This window comes from Flavobacterium notoginsengisoli, from assembly GCF_042686225.1.
GTDB lineage: Bacteria > Bacteroidota > Bacteroidia > Flavobacteriales > Flavobacteriaceae > Flavobacterium > Flavobacterium notoginsengisoli.
In genome coordinates this window covers 89286-107420 of sequence record NZ_JBHUOT010000015.1, presented here as the reverse complement: position 1 = coordinate 107420, position 18135 = coordinate 89286, and the positions used below count along the sequence as shown (strand labels likewise).

At 38.4% G+C, this 18135-nt stretch carries 10 protein-coding genes; 8 read left to right on the top strand and 2 right to left on the bottom strand.

Translation table 11 applies throughout. From position 1 onward, the window contains the following. Position 1 precedes the first annotated feature (1 nt). Together ACFS3A_RS25090 and ACFS3A_RS25085 are read right to left on the bottom strand one after the other, a co-directional pair. On the bottom strand, positions 2–1417 hold the full coding sequence (locus ACFS3A_RS25090) for a RagB/SusD family nutrient uptake outer membrane protein (RefSeq protein ID WP_379828297.1): 1416 nt from the start codon (positions 1415–1417) through the stop codon (positions 2–4). 11 nt (positions 1418–1428) lie between these two features. Further along, positions 1429–4806 (bottom strand): SusC/RagA family TonB-linked outer membrane protein, encoded by a 3378-nt coding sequence (locus tag ACFS3A_RS25085; protein ID WP_379828296.1) that lies wholly within the window; start codon positions 4804–4806, stop codon positions 1429–1431. Between the two features lie 565 nt (positions 4807–5371). Here ACFS3A_RS25085 and ACFS3A_RS25080 point away from each other — a divergent pair. The 8 genes from ACFS3A_RS25080 (at position 5372) to ACFS3A_RS25045 (ending at position 16921) form a co-directional block, all read left to right on the top strand. Continuing rightward, positions 5372–8188, top strand: a complete 2817-nt coding sequence (locus ACFS3A_RS25080) for a M16 family metallopeptidase (RefSeq protein WP_379828295.1) — start codon at positions 5372–5374, stop codon at positions 8186–8188. Positions 8189–8202: 14 nt separating this feature from the next. Next, positions 8203–8649 carry a protein-disulfide reductase DsbD domain-containing protein gene (locus ACFS3A_RS25075; RefSeq protein ID WP_379828294.1) on the top strand — a complete coding sequence of 149 codons (447 nt, stop codon included), beginning with the start codon at positions 8203–8205 and terminating at the stop codon, positions 8647–8649. Between the two features lie 12 nt (positions 8650–8661). Continuing rightward, entirely contained in the window at positions 8662–10608 is a 1947-nt protein-coding gene (locus ACFS3A_RS25070; protein WP_379828293.1) for a protein-disulfide reductase DsbD family protein, read from the top strand. Between the two features lie 50 nt (positions 10609–10658). Beyond that, the gene (locus ACFS3A_RS25065) at positions 10659–11894 is read left to right on the top strand and encodes a TlpA family protein disulfide reductase (protein WP_379828292.1); all 1236 of its coding nucleotides are present in this window, start codon (positions 10659–10661) and stop codon (positions 11892–11894) included. A 77-nt stretch (positions 11895–11971) separates the two neighbouring features. Then, entirely contained in the window at positions 11972–13468 is a 1497-nt protein-coding gene (locus ACFS3A_RS25060) for a TlpA family protein disulfide reductase (protein WP_379828291.1), read from the top strand. Positions 13469–13504: 36 nt separating this feature from the next. Continuing rightward, a complete protein-coding gene (locus ACFS3A_RS25055) occupies positions 13505–14710 on the top strand; it encodes a sialidase family protein (protein WP_379828290.1) in 1206 nt (401 codons plus the stop codon). A gap of 831 nt (positions 14711–15541) precedes the next feature. Next, complete coding sequence (locus ACFS3A_RS25050) at positions 15542–16108, top strand: Crp/Fnr family transcriptional regulator (RefSeq protein ID WP_379828289.1); 567 nt, start codon at positions 15542–15544, stop codon at positions 16106–16108. 78 nt (positions 16109–16186) lie between these two features. Continuing rightward, positions 16187–16921 (top strand): SDR family oxidoreductase, encoded by a 735-nt coding sequence (locus ACFS3A_RS25045; protein WP_379828288.1) that lies wholly within the window; start codon positions 16187–16189, stop codon positions 16919–16921. The last annotated feature ends 1214 nt before the right edge of the window (positions 16922–18135 follow it).

Sequence of the window (18135 nt, the reverse complement as noted above, 5' to 3'; positions counted from 1 at the left end):
TTTAGTTATAATTAGGATTAAATTCTTTCTCACTATCCGGTACTGGAAGTACATACGTATCGCCTGAAAGTGTATTGGCATAAAATGGTATTGTGGAAAGATTCAATCGTTTGTAATAATAAAACAGCTGTCCTTCGCCATAAAACTCTTTTTGATATTCTTTAGTTATTTCAGCTCTATAGGCTGCTGGCGTTATACCTGCACCATTAACAACTTTATTTACGCTTCTGGCTGCAATGACTGCGTTGAGATAAACAGCTCCTGCTGTTTGTGTGGCTTCAGTTTCTGCAGCAATATAATACATCTCTGACAAACGAATCAGCGGTACAATCTGGTCTAAACGGGTTTCTTTGGCAGTATAACTGCTGGTCTGCCAAAATTTGGTCGGATATATGGATGTCCCTTCCACTTCAAACAGATAAAGCCTTCTGATATCGGTTCCTCCGCCAGTGCTTAATTCATAAATTGAATTAATATCGGTTTCTGTTCTCGTTAAGCTGTTACTGGAATTTCCCTGATAATCGTGAAAATAACGCTGTTCCCAGCCTAATATGTCTTTTGCCCTTAATCCCAATACCAGTTCGGATGTAAATAATCGGTCTCTGTAAATAGACTGCGCGGAGACACGGCTTGGATCAACAAAGGCATAATGCGTTGAATTTATGACTTCTTTTGCAGCTTGGTTAGCATTTGCCGCGTCCCCGTAGTACATGTAAACACGGGCTAAAATACCTTTTACGGCAAAATAGTTCACAGTGAAATGACTGCTTAATAAAGTATAATCGACAGTGGTGTCGTTTTTCAGCAAATCAGCCGAACTATTTAAATCCGCAATAATATAATCCAGAATTTCTTTGGTGGTTGATGGTGGTGTCGGCTTTTCGTTAACAATGGTCTTGTAGGGAATGGCAATGGCATTTGGATTGTATGTGAACGATTTGCCGTAAAGACGCAGCAGTTCAAAATGAAGATACGCTCTGAGAGCCAAAGCTTCACCTTTAATACGATTAGCCTGAGCATTTGTTAATATTCCTGACTGCTTGTTTACGTTTTCAATAATTTTATTTGCGGATGCAATCAAATTATAGCTTTTGTTCCAGATTACGGTACCAAATTTAACCACCTCATCAGAATTGTAATCATATTTTGAAGTATTATACAGCGGTGAAATATTACTGGTCTGATTATAATTCTGTCCCAGTCCTGAAACAAAACCCATAGATAAATTATCTCCGTACAGATCCTGACTTGCCATTAAGGCGTAAATACCCGTAACAGCCTGCTGGTATCCCGTCTCTGAGGTGAAAAGATTATCTTCTGACAGGCTTGATTTAGGTTCGACATCCAGGTACGATTCACATCCTGTCAAACTCAAGACTCCAATTATTATAAAAAACATCTTTTTTATTCTGTTCATTTTGCTCATATTTAAAATGTTACACGTAAAGAAAGTGATGTTGTACGCGTATAAGGATTAGAGGTTCCTCTTTCAATTTGTACATTACTCCATTGCAGGGCATCATTGGATGTAAATGCCAGTTTGCAGGCACTTAAACCCGAAGATTTTAAAAAGCGGCTTTTAGGATCAAAATTATAGGCTACCGAAAACACCGACTGGTTTAAATAATTCTCCTGCTGCACAAAACGCGAAGTTAATTTGGTAGGTACTTTATTTGTTGTAATACGGGTAAACTGACTTACGTCCCCCGGACCTGTCCAGCCCAAGGTGTATGCCCTTACATCGACATTCTCTGTAGGATCAACGGATTCTACACGGTCAGCTAAAGTCTGGTTATAAATTTTTCCGCCAAAACGATAGTTAAAAATCAAATTAAATTCAAAACCATATAACATGAAGTTGGTTCCAAACACCCCGTTCCATTTAGGATCCGTAACCCCGTACGCTACCTTATCGGCAGCATCCCATGTATAGGTTGGTTTGCCGTCTTTTGTTAAATAAACCTCAGAACCCGTCATAGGATCAACACCTAATGATCGGACAACATATAATGTATTGATTGATTCTCCTTCCTTAAATAAAACATTCGGGGTGGTTTGATCAGCGTTCGCCTCATCCAGCTGGTCATTAGCCGACTTTAAGCGATTCGATAATTTAAGTAAAATATTTTTATTGGTAAAACCGTTTATATTAACACTCCAAAACATTCTACGGCTTTTATCCTCCAAAATTTTATAACGTAAGGCAAATTCAAACCCTTTATTTCTTATACTTCCTAAATTTTCTGAATAGGTTGAAAATCCGGATGATCCTGGTAAGGTTACCTGTGTTAGGGCATCTTTTGTATCTTCTATATAATAATCAAAACGTGCATCCAATCTATTTTTAAATAATTCTATATCGGTACCTACATTAAATTTATAAACATTCTGCCAGCTTAGATTCGGGTTACCCAAGTTAGTAAGTTCTGTTCCTACCAAACCATTATATAAAGTGTTCGTACCATAACTGTAGCGTGTTTGAGCCCCATAGGCCGGAATGTTAGTTGAACCGGTGCTTCCGTAACTTCCCCTAATCTTAAAACGGTTCATCCATTCTAAATCTTTGAAGAGTTTTTCGTTATGAATGTTCCAGCCTAATCCTGCTGACCAAAACCATCCGAATCTATTGTCTGAACCATACTGTGAGGATCCGTCCCTACGCGCTGATACATCTACTAAGAATCTGTTATCATAGCTGTAATTACCACTATAAACAAATCCTACTCTGCGAACCGTACTTTCATCTCCAGTGGGTTTTCCATTTTCCTGATACTGGGCAGCAAATAATAAGTTATCGAGTTTGTCGTATGGGAATCCAGTGGTAACCATAGAGTAATAATCCGTAACTGTACTGGATAAATTAAATGCGAACATGGAGAAAAACTGGTTCTTATTCTTAGAAAAATTATAGTTCAGAGAAGTCAAATTCTCATAATACATCGTATTGGTGTTGGTAACGGTGTAACTTCCTTTCTGGTTGACATCTTCAATTTCAGCAAAACGGCTGTCCTGCGCAGAATAAAACTCATCTTTCTGCGTATTTCGTTTATTAATGCTCAAACTGCTTTCCACAAACAGCGAAGGCAGAATATCATAATGAAACTGGAAATTATTGGAATATCCGAAATATTTAGTCTGATTAACGGAATTTAAAGTAGCATCATACAATGGGTTTGTCGTGGTAAATCTTCTGTTGGCAATATCCAACTGCTCTAAATATTGTTTAGCATTTCCGTTTTCATCGTACGGATACCAATAAGGATTCAGTTTTAAATACTCATCAAAATTACCATAAGACGATTCATTGGCTACATTCTGAAAAATACGAATCGAGTTGCTGAATCTGATTTTGTTGTGACGGTACGAAAAGTCAAACTGTCCACTGTAATTATCCCGGTCCTGCTTCTTCATGACCCCGCTCTGGAAATCTGCGGCAACCTGCCCGCCGTAACGGATTGTTTCATCTCCTCCCTGGATGTATAATGAAGATTGATTTCCGTAACCGGTTCTGATCGGAATTTTTTTCCAGTCTGTATCCACACCGCTTTTAACGGCTTTTAAACGTGTATTGTACAATACATTGTTAACATACTGCAGATCTGCATAGTCGCTGTCATAAACCCCTGCACGTTTCTCAAAATCTAACTTTTGAGTGCTGTTCAAATATTTGTAAACCGATAAATCCGGATCCAGAATATTAAAATCGTTGTTGAAAGTTACCCTGAGTTTTCCGGCTTTTGGGGTTATTGTTGTAAATACCATTACCCCGTTAGCTCCCCTTGATCCATAAATTGCCGTTGCTGTGGCATCTTTTAAAATGGTAACACTTTTTATCATGTTGATATCCAGATCATAGATACGTTCGATATCTACCTGAAAACCATCAAGAATAAATAAAGGTGTATTGGGATCGGCTGATAATTCTCCGGTTAAATTTGGAAATGAATTGGTTCCCCTGATGTTAATAGTGGGCATATTATTTATATTTCCCCCTGCTATATTATTAGGGAGAATACGAATCGATGGATCCATTGCCGTAATAGCATTGAATACATTGTTTGGACTGATCTGTTTGAGCTGCTCTCCACTCATGGTGATGGCCGCCCCGGTATAACTTTTTACATCTCTTTTAGACATACCCGTGTTTACTGTCAGTTCTACGGCATCTAATTCCGTGACATCTTCCTTCATTACAATACTAAACTGCACTTTATCCTTAAGGGGGATTTTTTGACTCACAAAACCTAATAAACTTGCAGTCAGATAGGTGCTTCCCTCTTCATTTATCAGACTGAAAGTTCCTTTTTCAGTTGTTACGGTTCCCAGTAGACTTTTATCGAGCTGGATAAAAACCCCCGAAAGCGGCAACCCTTTGCTGTCTGTTACAATTCCACGAATTGTAGACTGTCTTTGTTCAGCATCCTGATTTACTTTTATTACAGCCCCTGAAGACTTCCTTTTCGCTAAGAATATATGTTTTCCGTCAATTGTATAGGTAGTCCCTGTATTTTTAAACAGCTGCTCCATAAGCAGGTTCATATTACCTGTCCCCGCACTTAAAGATACTTTTCGCGCCAGGTCTACATCTTCAATTTTATAAGAGAATTTATAATTTGTCGTAGCTTCAATCTGATTGAGAATATATTCAACACTTGCATTTTCAAATTTTTTTGAGGCCTGAAAAAATACTGCAGCATGAGAAAACTGCACCGCCGTAATAAATAGGAAAGCACTGGCCCATATATGCAGATTGCTAATGAGCAGTAGCCTGTTTTTTTTCAGATAAAGCAATGATTCTTTCTTCATTTAATTGGTTTTTAGTTGGTTTTAATCTTTGGTTAATTCATGTTTTTTTGATCGTGTAAAAAGAAATAATTTTCTTCGGAACTCTTTGCGGTTAGTTTTTAAACATAGGCATTTCGTGTATTAAAAAAAAATGGCTGGTTAATTAATAGGATTATTTTTTTCGTAAAGAATAGAGGCTTTCCATGTCTTTATATCTGTAATATCCAAGAATAGCTATTATGGGTGACAAAAAATTTAACTTTTTTTTAATGAATTAATAATTCAAATACCAAAACAATCCAATATCACTTTAAACAACTAATAATCAATAATTAACAGATAATTTTTTTTTGCTCCCCAAATCCGTTTTACACAAAAAAGTTCTCTACACTGTTTTTTTTGTCACCCATTATTTTTTTTTCGGCTATTAGATAAAAAAAACACTTTTGATTTTGCCTTAAAATTTTTGCAGGAGGTTTCATGAATTAGTAAATCACTTTTCTGCACAGAAAGGGCTGTTTTTTCAGCCCTTTTAAATTCTTTGGTATAAATTGATAAGTGCAGCTAACAAAAACCAGTAACTATTATGAAAAAAATGCTCATTACTTTATGGTGCGCCACAGGACTGTATCCAATCGCAGGATATTCGCAGCAGTCCTCCGACCAGCAGCTCATGCCTTCAGACCCTTCTTTCCGTAAAGGAAAACTGGCTAACGGCATGGTTTATTACATAAAAAAAACACAGGTTGTCAAAGATGCTGCCAGTTATTATATCATACAAAATGTCGGTTCCATCCTTGAAAATGAGGACCAGAGGGGACTTGCTCATTTTCTGGAACATATGGCATTCAACGGCACTCAAAATTTTCCGGGAAAAGCACTGCTGGGCACCCTGGAAAAAAATGGCGCTGTATTCGGTAAAGACATCAATGCCTACACTTCTTTTGATGAAACAGTCTACAATCTGAGCAATATCCCAAATAAAAACGGCATGATCGACAACTGCTTGACAGTACTGCATGACTGGTCACACTACCTGTTGTTGACTGATCAGGAGATTGATTCGGAGCGGGGCGTCATAAAAGAAGAATGGCGTACGCGTCAGAACGGAAGTATGAGGATGTTTGAGGCTTCCCTGCCCCTAACTTATAACAATTCAAAATATGTGGACCGCATGCCTATCGGCCTGATGTCTGTCGTGGAAGGGTTTAAATACAAAGCACTTCGCGATTTCTACCACGACTGGTACCGCACAGATCTGCAGGCAATCGCCGTAATAGGTGATATAAATGTTGATGAAATTGAAGAAAAAATCAAACAGAAATTCTCTTCAATTCCTGCTGTGGAAAATCCATTGCAGCGTACCGTTGTGCACATACCCGAAAATGACAAACTACTCTTTAAAACAGCTGTTGATCTGGAAATCACTTCTGCCTCTATTTCTTTTGGAATAAGACACGATAAACCTTCAGACAGATCTTCAATAGGAGCTTTTAAAAAATCACTCCTCCAAACCATGGCCGTTGCCATGGTTTCCTCTCGTCTTGCAGACAGGGCACAGATGCCGGATGCCTCTTTTCTTTCTGCTTCAGTCCGTTATGGTGATCTGTGCCGTACTGAAAATCAATTGGACATTGACATTACTCCAAAACCAGAAAGACAGCAAGATGCATTCAAAGAGGTAATGACAGAATGGATCAGGGCAAGAAACTTTGGTTTTGTAACTTCGGAAATTGAAAGGACTGTTGCCCGTTTCACAAGCTCCTATCAAAATCAGATCGCAAAGAAAAACGATAAAAGCCACGAAAGCATTTCCCAAGAGATTAAGGCCAATTATCTTGATAATGAAACCATTTCACCTATTGAGGAAGAATACAAAATCGCTAAGGGCATTTTTGAAAATTTAAAACCTGAAGAACTGCACCAGGCCCTTAAAGGGCTTTACAGTCAAAAAAACCGATACATCTTCGTCACGGGAGTCTCTGGACAGAACAACCTGACAGAGCAGCAGACCCTATCGATTCTTACTTCAGTTGAGAATGATCAGAAAATGACACCGTATACTGAAAATGCAGCTGTAAAATCACTGGTTGACGGTATTACAATAAAAGCCGGCAAAATAAACAAAACTGAAGAAACAAAACAAATCGGAGCCACTACCTTTGTTTTGAATAACGGTATTAAAGTACATTATAAATTTGTCAATAAACAAAAAGATAATGTAACTCTAAATGCCGTCAGCTATGGAGGTAAAACCCTTATCGAGGCCAAAGATCTCCCTTCAGCAGATATCGTTGACAACCTCGCTCAGCTTTCAGGCATCGGGCAGTTTACTGCCATTGATCTAAAACGCATCCTCTCGGGAAAAAATGCTACCGTGAGAACCAATATTTCGGATTATACCGAGTCGGTTTCAGGGTCCTCAAGCACCAAAGATCTGGAAACCATGCTCCAGCTGGTGTATCTCTGCTTTACTGCACCAAGATTTGACCAGCAGTCATTTCAGGTACTGCAAAACAAACTTCAGAACAGCCTGCAGGCTAAGAAAAATGATGTTAACAATAAAATAAGCGACAGCCTGACAATGGCTTTATACGGTGCTGGCAACCCGAGAAAAAGACTCTTCAATGAGGCCTATACGGCTGATATGTCTTTTGAAAAGGCCAAACAAATTTATGCGAGCCGTTTTGCCAATGCCGCTGATTTCCAGTTTTTTATTACCGGTGACATTGAAACTGAAGCCTTAAAGCCCCTGCTGGAAAAATATATTGCAAGCATTCCTACAACCAATAAAAAGGAAAATTTTAAAGCTGAAAATATTGTGGAATGGAAATCGGAAAAAACAAAAAAAACAGTGTTAATTCCCATGCAGTCTCCGAAAGGATATGTGAATATTGCGTACAAAAAACAAATGCCATACAGTGCAAAAAACAATATACTTACTGCAGCGTTGGGTGATCTACTGCAGCTGCGTGTCACAGAAACCATCCGCGAATCGGAAGGAGGCGCCTACAGTCCATCGGCATTTGCCCGTTTCATGCGTGAGCCAAAACCACTTTCCTATATCGGGTTCAGTTTTGACTGCAATCCTGAAATGGCGGATAAATTAGTTTCAATCCTTCATCAGGAGCTGCAAAAAATGGCTCAGGGAAATATCAATTCAGAAGACTTAAGCAAGGTAAAAACAAACTTCATCAAAGAACGTGAACAGCTGAAAGGTAAAAACAGCTATGAGGCAATGGTTTTGACGGACTATTTCAGGTACAATGAAAATGATACGGATCCGAAAAATTTTGAAGACATCGTGAGTGCACTTACAGTTGCCGAGATCCAAACGCTCGTACAGCAGATTCTTGTCTCAGGAAAATCTTATGAGTACATCGCCAAACCCCAAACCTTATAAATATCTCTAACGTAATGAAAAATATAATAGCTTTTATACTATTGTTCTTTGCAGCAAATGCAGGAGCACAAATTGTAACCCCTGTAAAATGGACAGTAACTACGACCAAAATCTCCGATACGGAATATGAATTAACCGCAACAGCGTCCATTCAGAAGGGATGGCATCTTTATTCCCAGAATGTAGCGCCTAATGGTCCCGAACCAACCAAATTTACTTTCGAATCCAATAAGAATTACCTCAAAAAAGGCATTACACAGGAAGATAAAGGGCGCATAGTTAATGACCCTATTTTTGAGATGCAGATCAAATTCTTCGAAAACAAAGCAAATTTCAGACAGAGAGTAAAACTAAAGACAAAAGCCCCCTTCAAAATTAAAACGACCGTGGAATTTATGGCCTGTGACGATACGCGCTGTCTGCCATCAACCGAACAGGAGCTTATTTTTAACATTAACTAACCTGGGCATTAAATGAAAAAATGGTTTACGGCAGTGTTTTATTTTGCTGCCATTACGATACTTACGGCCCAGAATGCAAAACCTGTAATATGGACTACCGCAGTAGAAAAACTCTCCGAACAGGAGTTTTATCTTATTGCGGAGGCCAATATTGATCCGGGATGGCAGCTGTTTTCACAGAATGCCACAGAAAACGCGGCTGTACCTACTGCCTTTACTTTTGACGACAGTAACGGGGATTTTACAATTATTGGAAATACGCAAGAATTGGAAGCTACTGAACGCACAAATGCAGTCACCCACGCTACCTATTTTGTCTTCAGCGGCAAGGCCGTTTTTAAGCAGAAAATCAAACTCACCGCGCCATCTAAAAAAATAAACGCTTTTGTAGAATACACCATCGAGGACAAAAATAAAAATAACAGTACACAGGAAACGGATCTTTTATTTGATATGACCAGTGCAACTGCCTCGCATTCATCAAAGGAACTAGTAAAAGCAAACATGAAAACCGCTCCAAAGGATTCCAAAGGCCTTTGGTCAATCTTTATTCTGGCCTTCCTTTCGGGTTTTGCGGCACTTCTGACTCCCTGCGTATTTCCTATGATACCGATGACTGTCAGTTTTTTTACCAAACAAAGCAAAAACAAGGCCCTTGGAATACGAAATGCTGTACTTTACGGTGTCTCAATTATTGTTATTTATGTTTTGCTTGGAACTATTGTAACGGCCGTTTTTGGGGCCGGCGCCCTCAATGCGCTGGCTACCAATGTATGGTTTAACCTTATGTTTTTTCTGCTTTTAGTGGTCTTCGCTATATCTTTTTTAGGTGCTTTTGAAATAGTGCTTCCGAACTCCTGGGCAAATAAAGTGGATACTCAGGCTGACAGGGGCGGGCTGATCGGCCTATTTTTTATGGCTCTTGCACTGGCTATTGTATCGTTCTCCTGCACAGGCCCTATTGTCGGAACGCTTCTGGTTCAGGCTGCCTCCAAAGGAGGCATTGCCCCTGTACTTGGAATGTTTGGCTTTTCGCTGGCTATCGCCCTCCCTTTTGCTCTTTTTGCAGCTTTTCCCGGCTGGCTGAATTCACTTCCCAAATCAGGGGGCTGGCTCAACACCGTGAAAGTGGTTTTGGGATTTCTGGAACTTGCCCTTGCCTTTAAATTTTTATCCCAGGCCGATTTAGTCGCTCAGATGCATCTCATCGAGCGTGAAGTATTTTTGGCGATTTGGATTGCTGTATTTGGAACCCTGTCACTCTATCTTTTTGGAAAAATCACCCTGCTGCATGACAGTCCGATAAATCATATTTCGATTGGAAGACTAAGCCTAGGAATGGTTGTACTGGCCTTTACGTTATACATGGTTCCGGGCTTGTTCGGCGCACCTCTGAACCTGATCAGCGCCTTCCCTCCCCCTCAGAATTACAGCGAATCACCATACGGTGTCGGAGGCGGACAACAGGCCCTGTCCACGGAAGCTGCCACAGAACTGCCCGACGGCGCGCATCTGATTGCGCCTCATAATATACTGGCATTTGACGATTATGATAAAGGGATGGCTTACGCAAAAAGCGTCGGAAAACCTGTTATGATTGATTTCACAGGCTGGGCATGTGTGAATTGTCGCAAAATGGAGCAAAACGTATGGCCGAAACCTGAAGTTCTTGAAATGCTTAAGAACAAAATTGTCCTGATTTCATTGTACGTTGATGATAAAAGACCTTTAGACACCAATAAAATAGTTGAATCTCAGCTAAACCCCGGCAAACAGCTCAAATACATCGGCCAGAAATGGAGTGAAATGCAGACTATCAAATATAAAGCAAATTCGCAGCCTTTCTATGCCATTATCGACCATCAGGAACGCAACCTTATCAAACCAATTGCCTACACACCGGATTCAGATGAATATTTACTGTGGCTTCAGTCCGGCATCAGGAATTTTAAAAACTAAACTAACCTCATACGTCTGCTGCAGGGCAGACGGCTTAAATAACAATAGAAATGAAAAAACGGCTTCTCTTATTTGTTTTATTGCAACTGACCGGACCTTATCTTTTCGGACAGAACAGCTCCGAAGACTTATCCATGTGGTACAACTCCCTAAAATCAGCTTCGAAAGCAGTTGATAAAGAAACCTATATCTTAAAAATACTAACCATAAATGCGGGAGCCGACCAACCTCAGACAAGCTTTCTCATCGACGCGAGCCTGCAGATAGTTGCTATAGCATTTGCTGAAGAGGGCGATTTGAAAAAGGCTTTAGTGTACACTGCAAAAATTAAGGATACGGAACTTAAAAGTAGTACTGAGGACGGCATAGCGGAATCCCTCACCACACAGAAAAAATACCAGCAGGCTCATGCCATTCTTGACAGTAAGGTATCTGTTATTAAAAAAGATAGCAACGGCACCAGGCTTCCTGAAAAAAATCAGATGATGACAGCCATGATATATGGCGGACTGCTTTTCTGCGAAACGCATTATTTAGAGGCATCCGATTTTTTAGCCGCCTCAATGACCCTCAACAATTACGGGGAAAATTATAAAGAAGATTACCTGCGTGCGCTTATTAGAGGAAACTCAAAAAAGGCAGACCGAAATCTGATATCGGAAATTTACCTGATGAAAGGTAGGCGATCAGACGCTTTCAGACAAGACGTTAAATCCTGGTTCGTAAAAACAGACGGAAACTCCAACGCCTTTAATGCACTGGATGAGCAGGCTTCTGAACAGGAGAAAAACCGATTAGAATCGGTGGTTGCAAAAATGGCTGTAAATCAACCGGCGCCTGACTTCGAGGTTCTTGACATGAATGGAAACAAGGTAGCCCTTTCGAGCTTTCGCGGTAAAACGGTAATTCTTGATTTCTGGGCTACATGGTGCCAGCCGTGTGTCGCCTCATTCCCCGGAATGCAGAAAGCCGTTAATTATTACAAGAATGACACCTCCGTTGTTTTCATGTTCATCCATACTATGGAAAAAAAAGGCGCTGATGTCAAAAAACAGTCACAGGATCTGCTCAAGGCAAAGGGTTACAACTTCGACATCTATATGGATCTTAAGGATCCCGTAACCGGAAAATCGCCTGCCGCGGAAAAATTCAATGTAAGGGGGATTCCCGCCAAATTTGTAATTAACCGCGAAGGGATCATAAAATTTTCAAATGGTGGTTATGTAAGCGAGGATGAAGCTGTTGAGGAGATTAAGCTGATGGTTGAAAAAGCAAATCAAAAATAAATGCTCCTATCTCAAAATAGAACACGATAAAATAAAACACTAAAAATTTCTAACAACCATAAAAACAAAAAATAAATATGAAAAGGATTATCTTAACCGCTCTGGCAGCTTTCATGCTGCTGGCTGCCCAAGCTCAGGACAAAAAAAAATCAAAAGCAGACAGAAATGAAAAATTAGCTGAACTCACTGCAGAAACAGATCAAAAAGTAATCGATAAAAAATTGAAGTTGCTGCTTCAAAGTAATACTGAGCAGGATGCCATTACAGCATTGAGCTATTACAACGCAAAAGAATTAACCGATAAGGCTGAAGACACCAGAAAAAAGATCCTAAAAAAATTCCCCGAAGGAAGCTTAGCACAGCAGGAACTTTTAAAACAAGTGGATCAGATTTCCGATCTTAACCAAAAAGACCAGAAATTTGTTGAACTACATAAAAAGTATCCCAGCTTAAACACCGGCTTTCTTACTTACAGCTTAGGAAAAGAATTTGCCGCAAAAGGCGATGAAAACAAAATGAAGTTTTATGCTGATATCATGTCAGCCGATGCTAGGGACGGCCGCGGCAATGCCATATCAAAAGAAAGCATTTATGCTACAATGGCCACTGACATGGTAGAGTCCAATCCTTCCGCCGCAGCCGCATATCTTCAAAAAGGAGTCGCATTGTCAAAAAAAGCGCTTGACGAAATAACTACAGGCGGTACAGCAAATGAAAACCAACTTGTGCGGGCCAAAAACAATTATTTCTCAATGCAGCTTAACTATATGACAGCTCTGGCCAACGGACAGGAACCGGAGAAAGCTTATCAGATGGCCAAAGAAATGTACGACACCCAGTTAAAAATTACAGCGGCAGAAAATTACAAAAAGGAGAGTATAGAAGGGGCATATGTAAAAACGCTGATCAAGACCAAACGTTATAAAGAGGCGCTTCCACTAATTGAAACAGCAGTAAAAAACGGAGATATCAGCAGTAAAAACCTGGCAAACCTAAAACTGGCTTATACCGAAGTGAACGGTGCAGACGCAGACTACATTTCTTATGAAGCGAAGATTCTTGCCGCGCAGAAACAAGCCTTCAAAGAAGAAGTTGAAAAATCAGCTGTAAATCTACCGGCTCCGGGCTTTGAGCTGAAAGACACTGAAGGCAGAACCGTTAAACTGAGCGACTTTAAAGATAAAGTTGTGGTGGTCGATTTCTGGGCCACATGGTGCGGTCCCTGCAAGGCCTCTTTTCCGGCAATGCAGAAAGCAGTCAATAAATATAAGAATGATGAGAATGTACAGTTCTTGTTTCTTCATACATGGGAAAAAAACAGTCCGGAACCGGCAAAGAGTGCTCAAAAATATGTTACAGACAATAATTACACTTTCAAAGTTCTGATGGACCTCAGGGATCCCAAAACTAAAGATAGCGCAGCAGCATCGGCATTCAAAGTAGATGGTATTCCTTCAAAATTTATTATTGATCCTAAAGGAAACATCCGCTTTAATACATCAGGATTTTCTGCCGATGCAGACAAAGCCGTTGAAGAGCTTTCTTACATGATTGAATTTGCAAGAAAAGGATAAGAGGCCAAATAAAATTATACAACAATCTAAAAACAAATGAAACAAAAATCATTTAGGCTCTTAAGAAACTTAAGTTTTATTTTTACACTCCTCAACATCTCTGTCTCGGCTCAGATCGGAGCACCTAAAATTTTAAATGACGTCAGATCTTTTGAGGTGACGGCCTGTGCCCCCTTCAATAATAACATTGTAGCGGCATGGATGGAAAAAAGACCCGAAAGAAAAGACAATTCGGAAGACGCTGCCGATATGCGTATAGCGTATAAATCATCTGTGGATAATGGCAGAACCTGGAACGAAAAAGGCATAATTGATATGCCGGATACTTTTGGCAACGGAAATCCTTTTGTTACCAGCAGCAGGAAAGGAGCTGTTTATTTGGTCTGTATGCATATTGGCACGGACTTTTATTCCGGCAATATTTCCCTTTACGAGTTTAATTTCAAACTGAAAAAGTTTGTTCTTAAATCAGTACCCATAAAGAGTACAGACCATTTACTGGACAAACCCGCCATTGTCTGCAATGGAAAGGAAATTCATCTGGTTTACATATCCTATCCAAAAAGGGATAAAAATTCAGTGAAATACCTGTACTCAAAAGATGACGGACTGACATGGTCAGAACCGATGGATGTTTTTACCAACGGCACAGGAAGCTATTTGGGTCCTTCCATAACTGTTTTGGATAACAAGCAGGTAGCAGTATCTGTGGGATCTTACGGATTTAATAAAGAAATCTATTTTGTAAAGAAAAAAATGGATACCGACAAAGCCGTTTTTGAAACCCCAGTTTCGGTTGCAAAGATTACAAGGGAACAGGGAGCTGCAATGTCAGAGTTATATTCCGACGGAAGCAGATTAGTACTAAGCTGGCAGAATCCCCATCAAAGAAGCGAGATATGGATGGCTGTAAGCAGAGACAGTGGCAGCAGTTGGAACAGTCCTCAGCAGATAATAAAATTCGGGAACTTATTTTCCGGGGTTTTTGATACGAAAGGCAATCTTCACTGTATCTATTCTGACTTCGCAGACGATCGCTTTTCAGTTTCGTACAAACAGTTTGATGAAAAAAACAATCTTATCAAACACGGATATGTAAAGGAATCTGCCCCCCTCCCCGCATTTAATGAATATTTAGGCGCATTCCAAAAATTACTAATCACTAATTATGAATTAAACGCATTCTGGATAGACTATCCGGACGATCATACCCTAAAGCTGACAAACTGGAAAATCAATTAAACCTTTCTGTCATTTTATTTCAGATAAAGCTGTTCCCTCTAAGGAACAGCTTTCTTTTTAGAACTGATATCTATTATTCCACAAAAAAAGAAGACCGCAAATAATATGATTTTAAACCAATAATATTTTTGCTAAATTTTATTTGTGTAACGGATTTTACCACGTCTCTGCCCCATCACTATGATTTTTTCTTTTAATTGCAAATCTTCTAAAACCCAGTTTCAGAATGGTTTCAATATCCATTCCTTAAAATACGCCATACGCACTTGCAATAGCATTTACGGTTAAACCGTTCCTTTTTACTCTTTCTCTCATAAAAAAATGGGTTATGTTAATACTAAATTTTTGCTGATTATCTTAAAGCATTAATTGTGCATTAAAAAGATATTATTTCATCAAGACAAAAACAAGTATAAAGATTTTACATAGAGATGTTAAAAAAAAAATCATTTATTCTTTAAGGTATTTGTAGGCAAATATAATTGAGTAGCCAAAAATTTTAGTAATTATGCTTTCGATCACTGTTATGTTTTTTGCACTATTACCTATCCATTTGCCCACAATAATACCATCCTTTTCTATTAAGACAATAGTTATTCTAATGGAGTTTCGAAAGATGATAGAATGGCTTGTGAGCTTAAATTTTCCATTTTCGTTGTTCCAATTGAAAAACTGAAATAGGATCGTTAGATAAATAAATTTTATCAAATAGCCGAAAATACAATCCTAAATGTATCTTCATATTGCAAAGACTCTTTCTAAAAAATAATTTAATCACACTTTTTACCAATTGGTAAATAACGGAACAAGTCAATTGTTAACTTTGCAACAATGAAAGAATTGATAGAATATATCCTGCAGTTTGGTAATCTAAACAAACAGCAAATCGACTTAATTATCAGCAAAGCAACTGAAATGGAACTTCGAAAAGATAAGTATTATTCAGAAGCGGGTAAAATTCCTCTTCAAATCGGATTCATTGTAGAGGGTGTAATTCGAGGATGCTATTATAACAATAAAGGTGAAGAAATTACACGCTGTTTTATTCCTGAAAATAACTTGGTTGTTGATTATGTAAGTTTTGAAGCTAATGTTGCCTCAGCTGAATATTTACAAGCCAGTACAGATTGTAAACTCATTATATTTTCAAAACATGACTGGGATGAACTTTCGCATACTATACTAGATTGGGAACAAATTAAAAATAAAATGGTACAAAAATGTATGTATCAAATACTCAGAAAGACTCCTGCTATTTCACAGGATGCTACAACACGATACCTGAATTTTATTGAAAACTTTCCAAGACTTACAAATCGTGTTGCATTAAATCATATCGCTTCTTATCTGGGAGTTACTCAACAGTCTTTAAGCAGAATACGAAAAAATATCCGTTAATCGTTTTTTACCAAATGGTAAATGCTTTTAATTTTTATAAAGCAAACTTTGCTCTATAATTTTTAAAAGAAAATGAAAATGAAAAAAGCATTTATTACAGGAGCAAACAAAGGCATCGGTTTTGAATCCGCAAAGCAGCTTCTACAACAGGGATTTTATGTTTACATAGGAAGCCGAAACTTCTCGAATGGTTTACAAGCTATTGAAAAGCTGCAGACAGAAGGTTTTACAAATGTTGAGTGTATTCAAATTGACGTGACAGATGAGAATTCAGTAAAAAACGCACGAACTGAACTCGGAAAAAAAACTGAAATTCTGGACGTTTTAATTAATAACGCAGGAATTAACGGTATTCCGCAAAATACCACTGAAGCGACTGCTGACAATTTTAAAAAAAATTATGAAACCAATTTATTTGGAGCGGTAAGGGTCACCACAGCATTTATCGATTTATTAAAAAAATCCGATGAGCCTCGTATCGTTAATGTAAGCTCAAGTATGGGATCACTTACATTTCATAACGATTCAACTTATCACTCTTATCAGCATAAATCGTTCGCAGCTTATTCTTCGTCAAAATCTGCTTTAAACATGTATACTATTCATTTGGCTTATGAACTTAGCAACACAGCATTCAAAGTTAATGCCGTTTGTCCAGGTTATACAAAGACTGACCAAACTGGATTCACAGGAGGAGACATCCAAGATGCTGGAGCACGTATAGTAAAATATGCTTTACTAGATCAAAATGGAGTAACTGGTAAATTTATTAGTGAAGAACTAAAAACCCAAACTGGGGAAATTCCATGGTAGTTTAAATGACTCCTCAGTTCGACCCAGCATAATTTCCGGAGGCACCGTACTCTGTCTTTTTATATTGTCATCTGGTACTAATGAACCCGCAAAGTAAGGAAGATACGCTGATACTTCATCTTCCTTACAGCTTGTGGCAATATCTATAGTTGTTACTATAAATCAATTTACTAGGTTCTGTTACATCTGCAATCTAAATCCTTAAAGAAATCAGTAGCCCGAAAATGATGCAGCCATTTTACAAAATAATTTGAACATACTTCTTCCCAGCTGAAGTATGTGATTCTTTCTCAAAATTTGCACATCTTCAATTCCTCCTAGGGTTCTTCTGGCAGATTCAAACTTTTAAACCCCAAATCCTTTAGATCCTCCATTTTATAAAACGATAATCCTGCTAAATAATATCATTGAGATAATTGCACTAAGCAATCTTTATATTTAAAAGGATCTCTTGTTGTAACCTCGTATTGCACTGGTGTTAAAGTTGCTTTTGTCTATATTTATTACTGTTGGCATGCGAATATTTTTTGTGGAATTGTTCCCTTTTTTGCCACAACAAGTTAAGGCTGATTTTACCGACTTTTGTCAAGTGTAAGTTTTGTTGCAACATCGTGACAAATAACCCTTTTACAAAACAGAAATCCATTAAAATAAAGACCTTAGAAGCCTAGGTTCGAAACTGTATTACAATTGACATTGACCTTGCACACAAAGCTGGCACTTATGAATTTACTTTTAAAAAAGGGTTTAAAGAAATATTTGGGACAATGGTTTTTGTTTTTTGGAACGACACTAAAATGGAACAAGCCAGACTTCTTATATTAGATCAAAATATGAATATACGCTAAGTAGCAAATGTTGTTGGATATAAAAACGGAGACATTTTTCTGCGGCATTCAAAAAGAAATGCTCTATTGGTTCTCTGGTACCTGTGCTGAACCTTCATGAAAATGAAAACATTCTTAAACTATTGAACATTCCTGAAGGATATGAAGTTACTATCAATGTAGCTCTTGGTCATCCGGCAGAAAGTCCTGAAATACCAATTCGATACAGTGATAAAGTCAAAATTATTAAATAGTAAGATTAAAATATGTTTATTTCTAAAATTGGCTTGGTCGAAAGAAAATCTTAAAATTTTTCGATTCAGCTTCCCGCAACCAATAATCAACGGCTCAATGGTATTATGGATGATCTCAGGAATAGTTCAAATG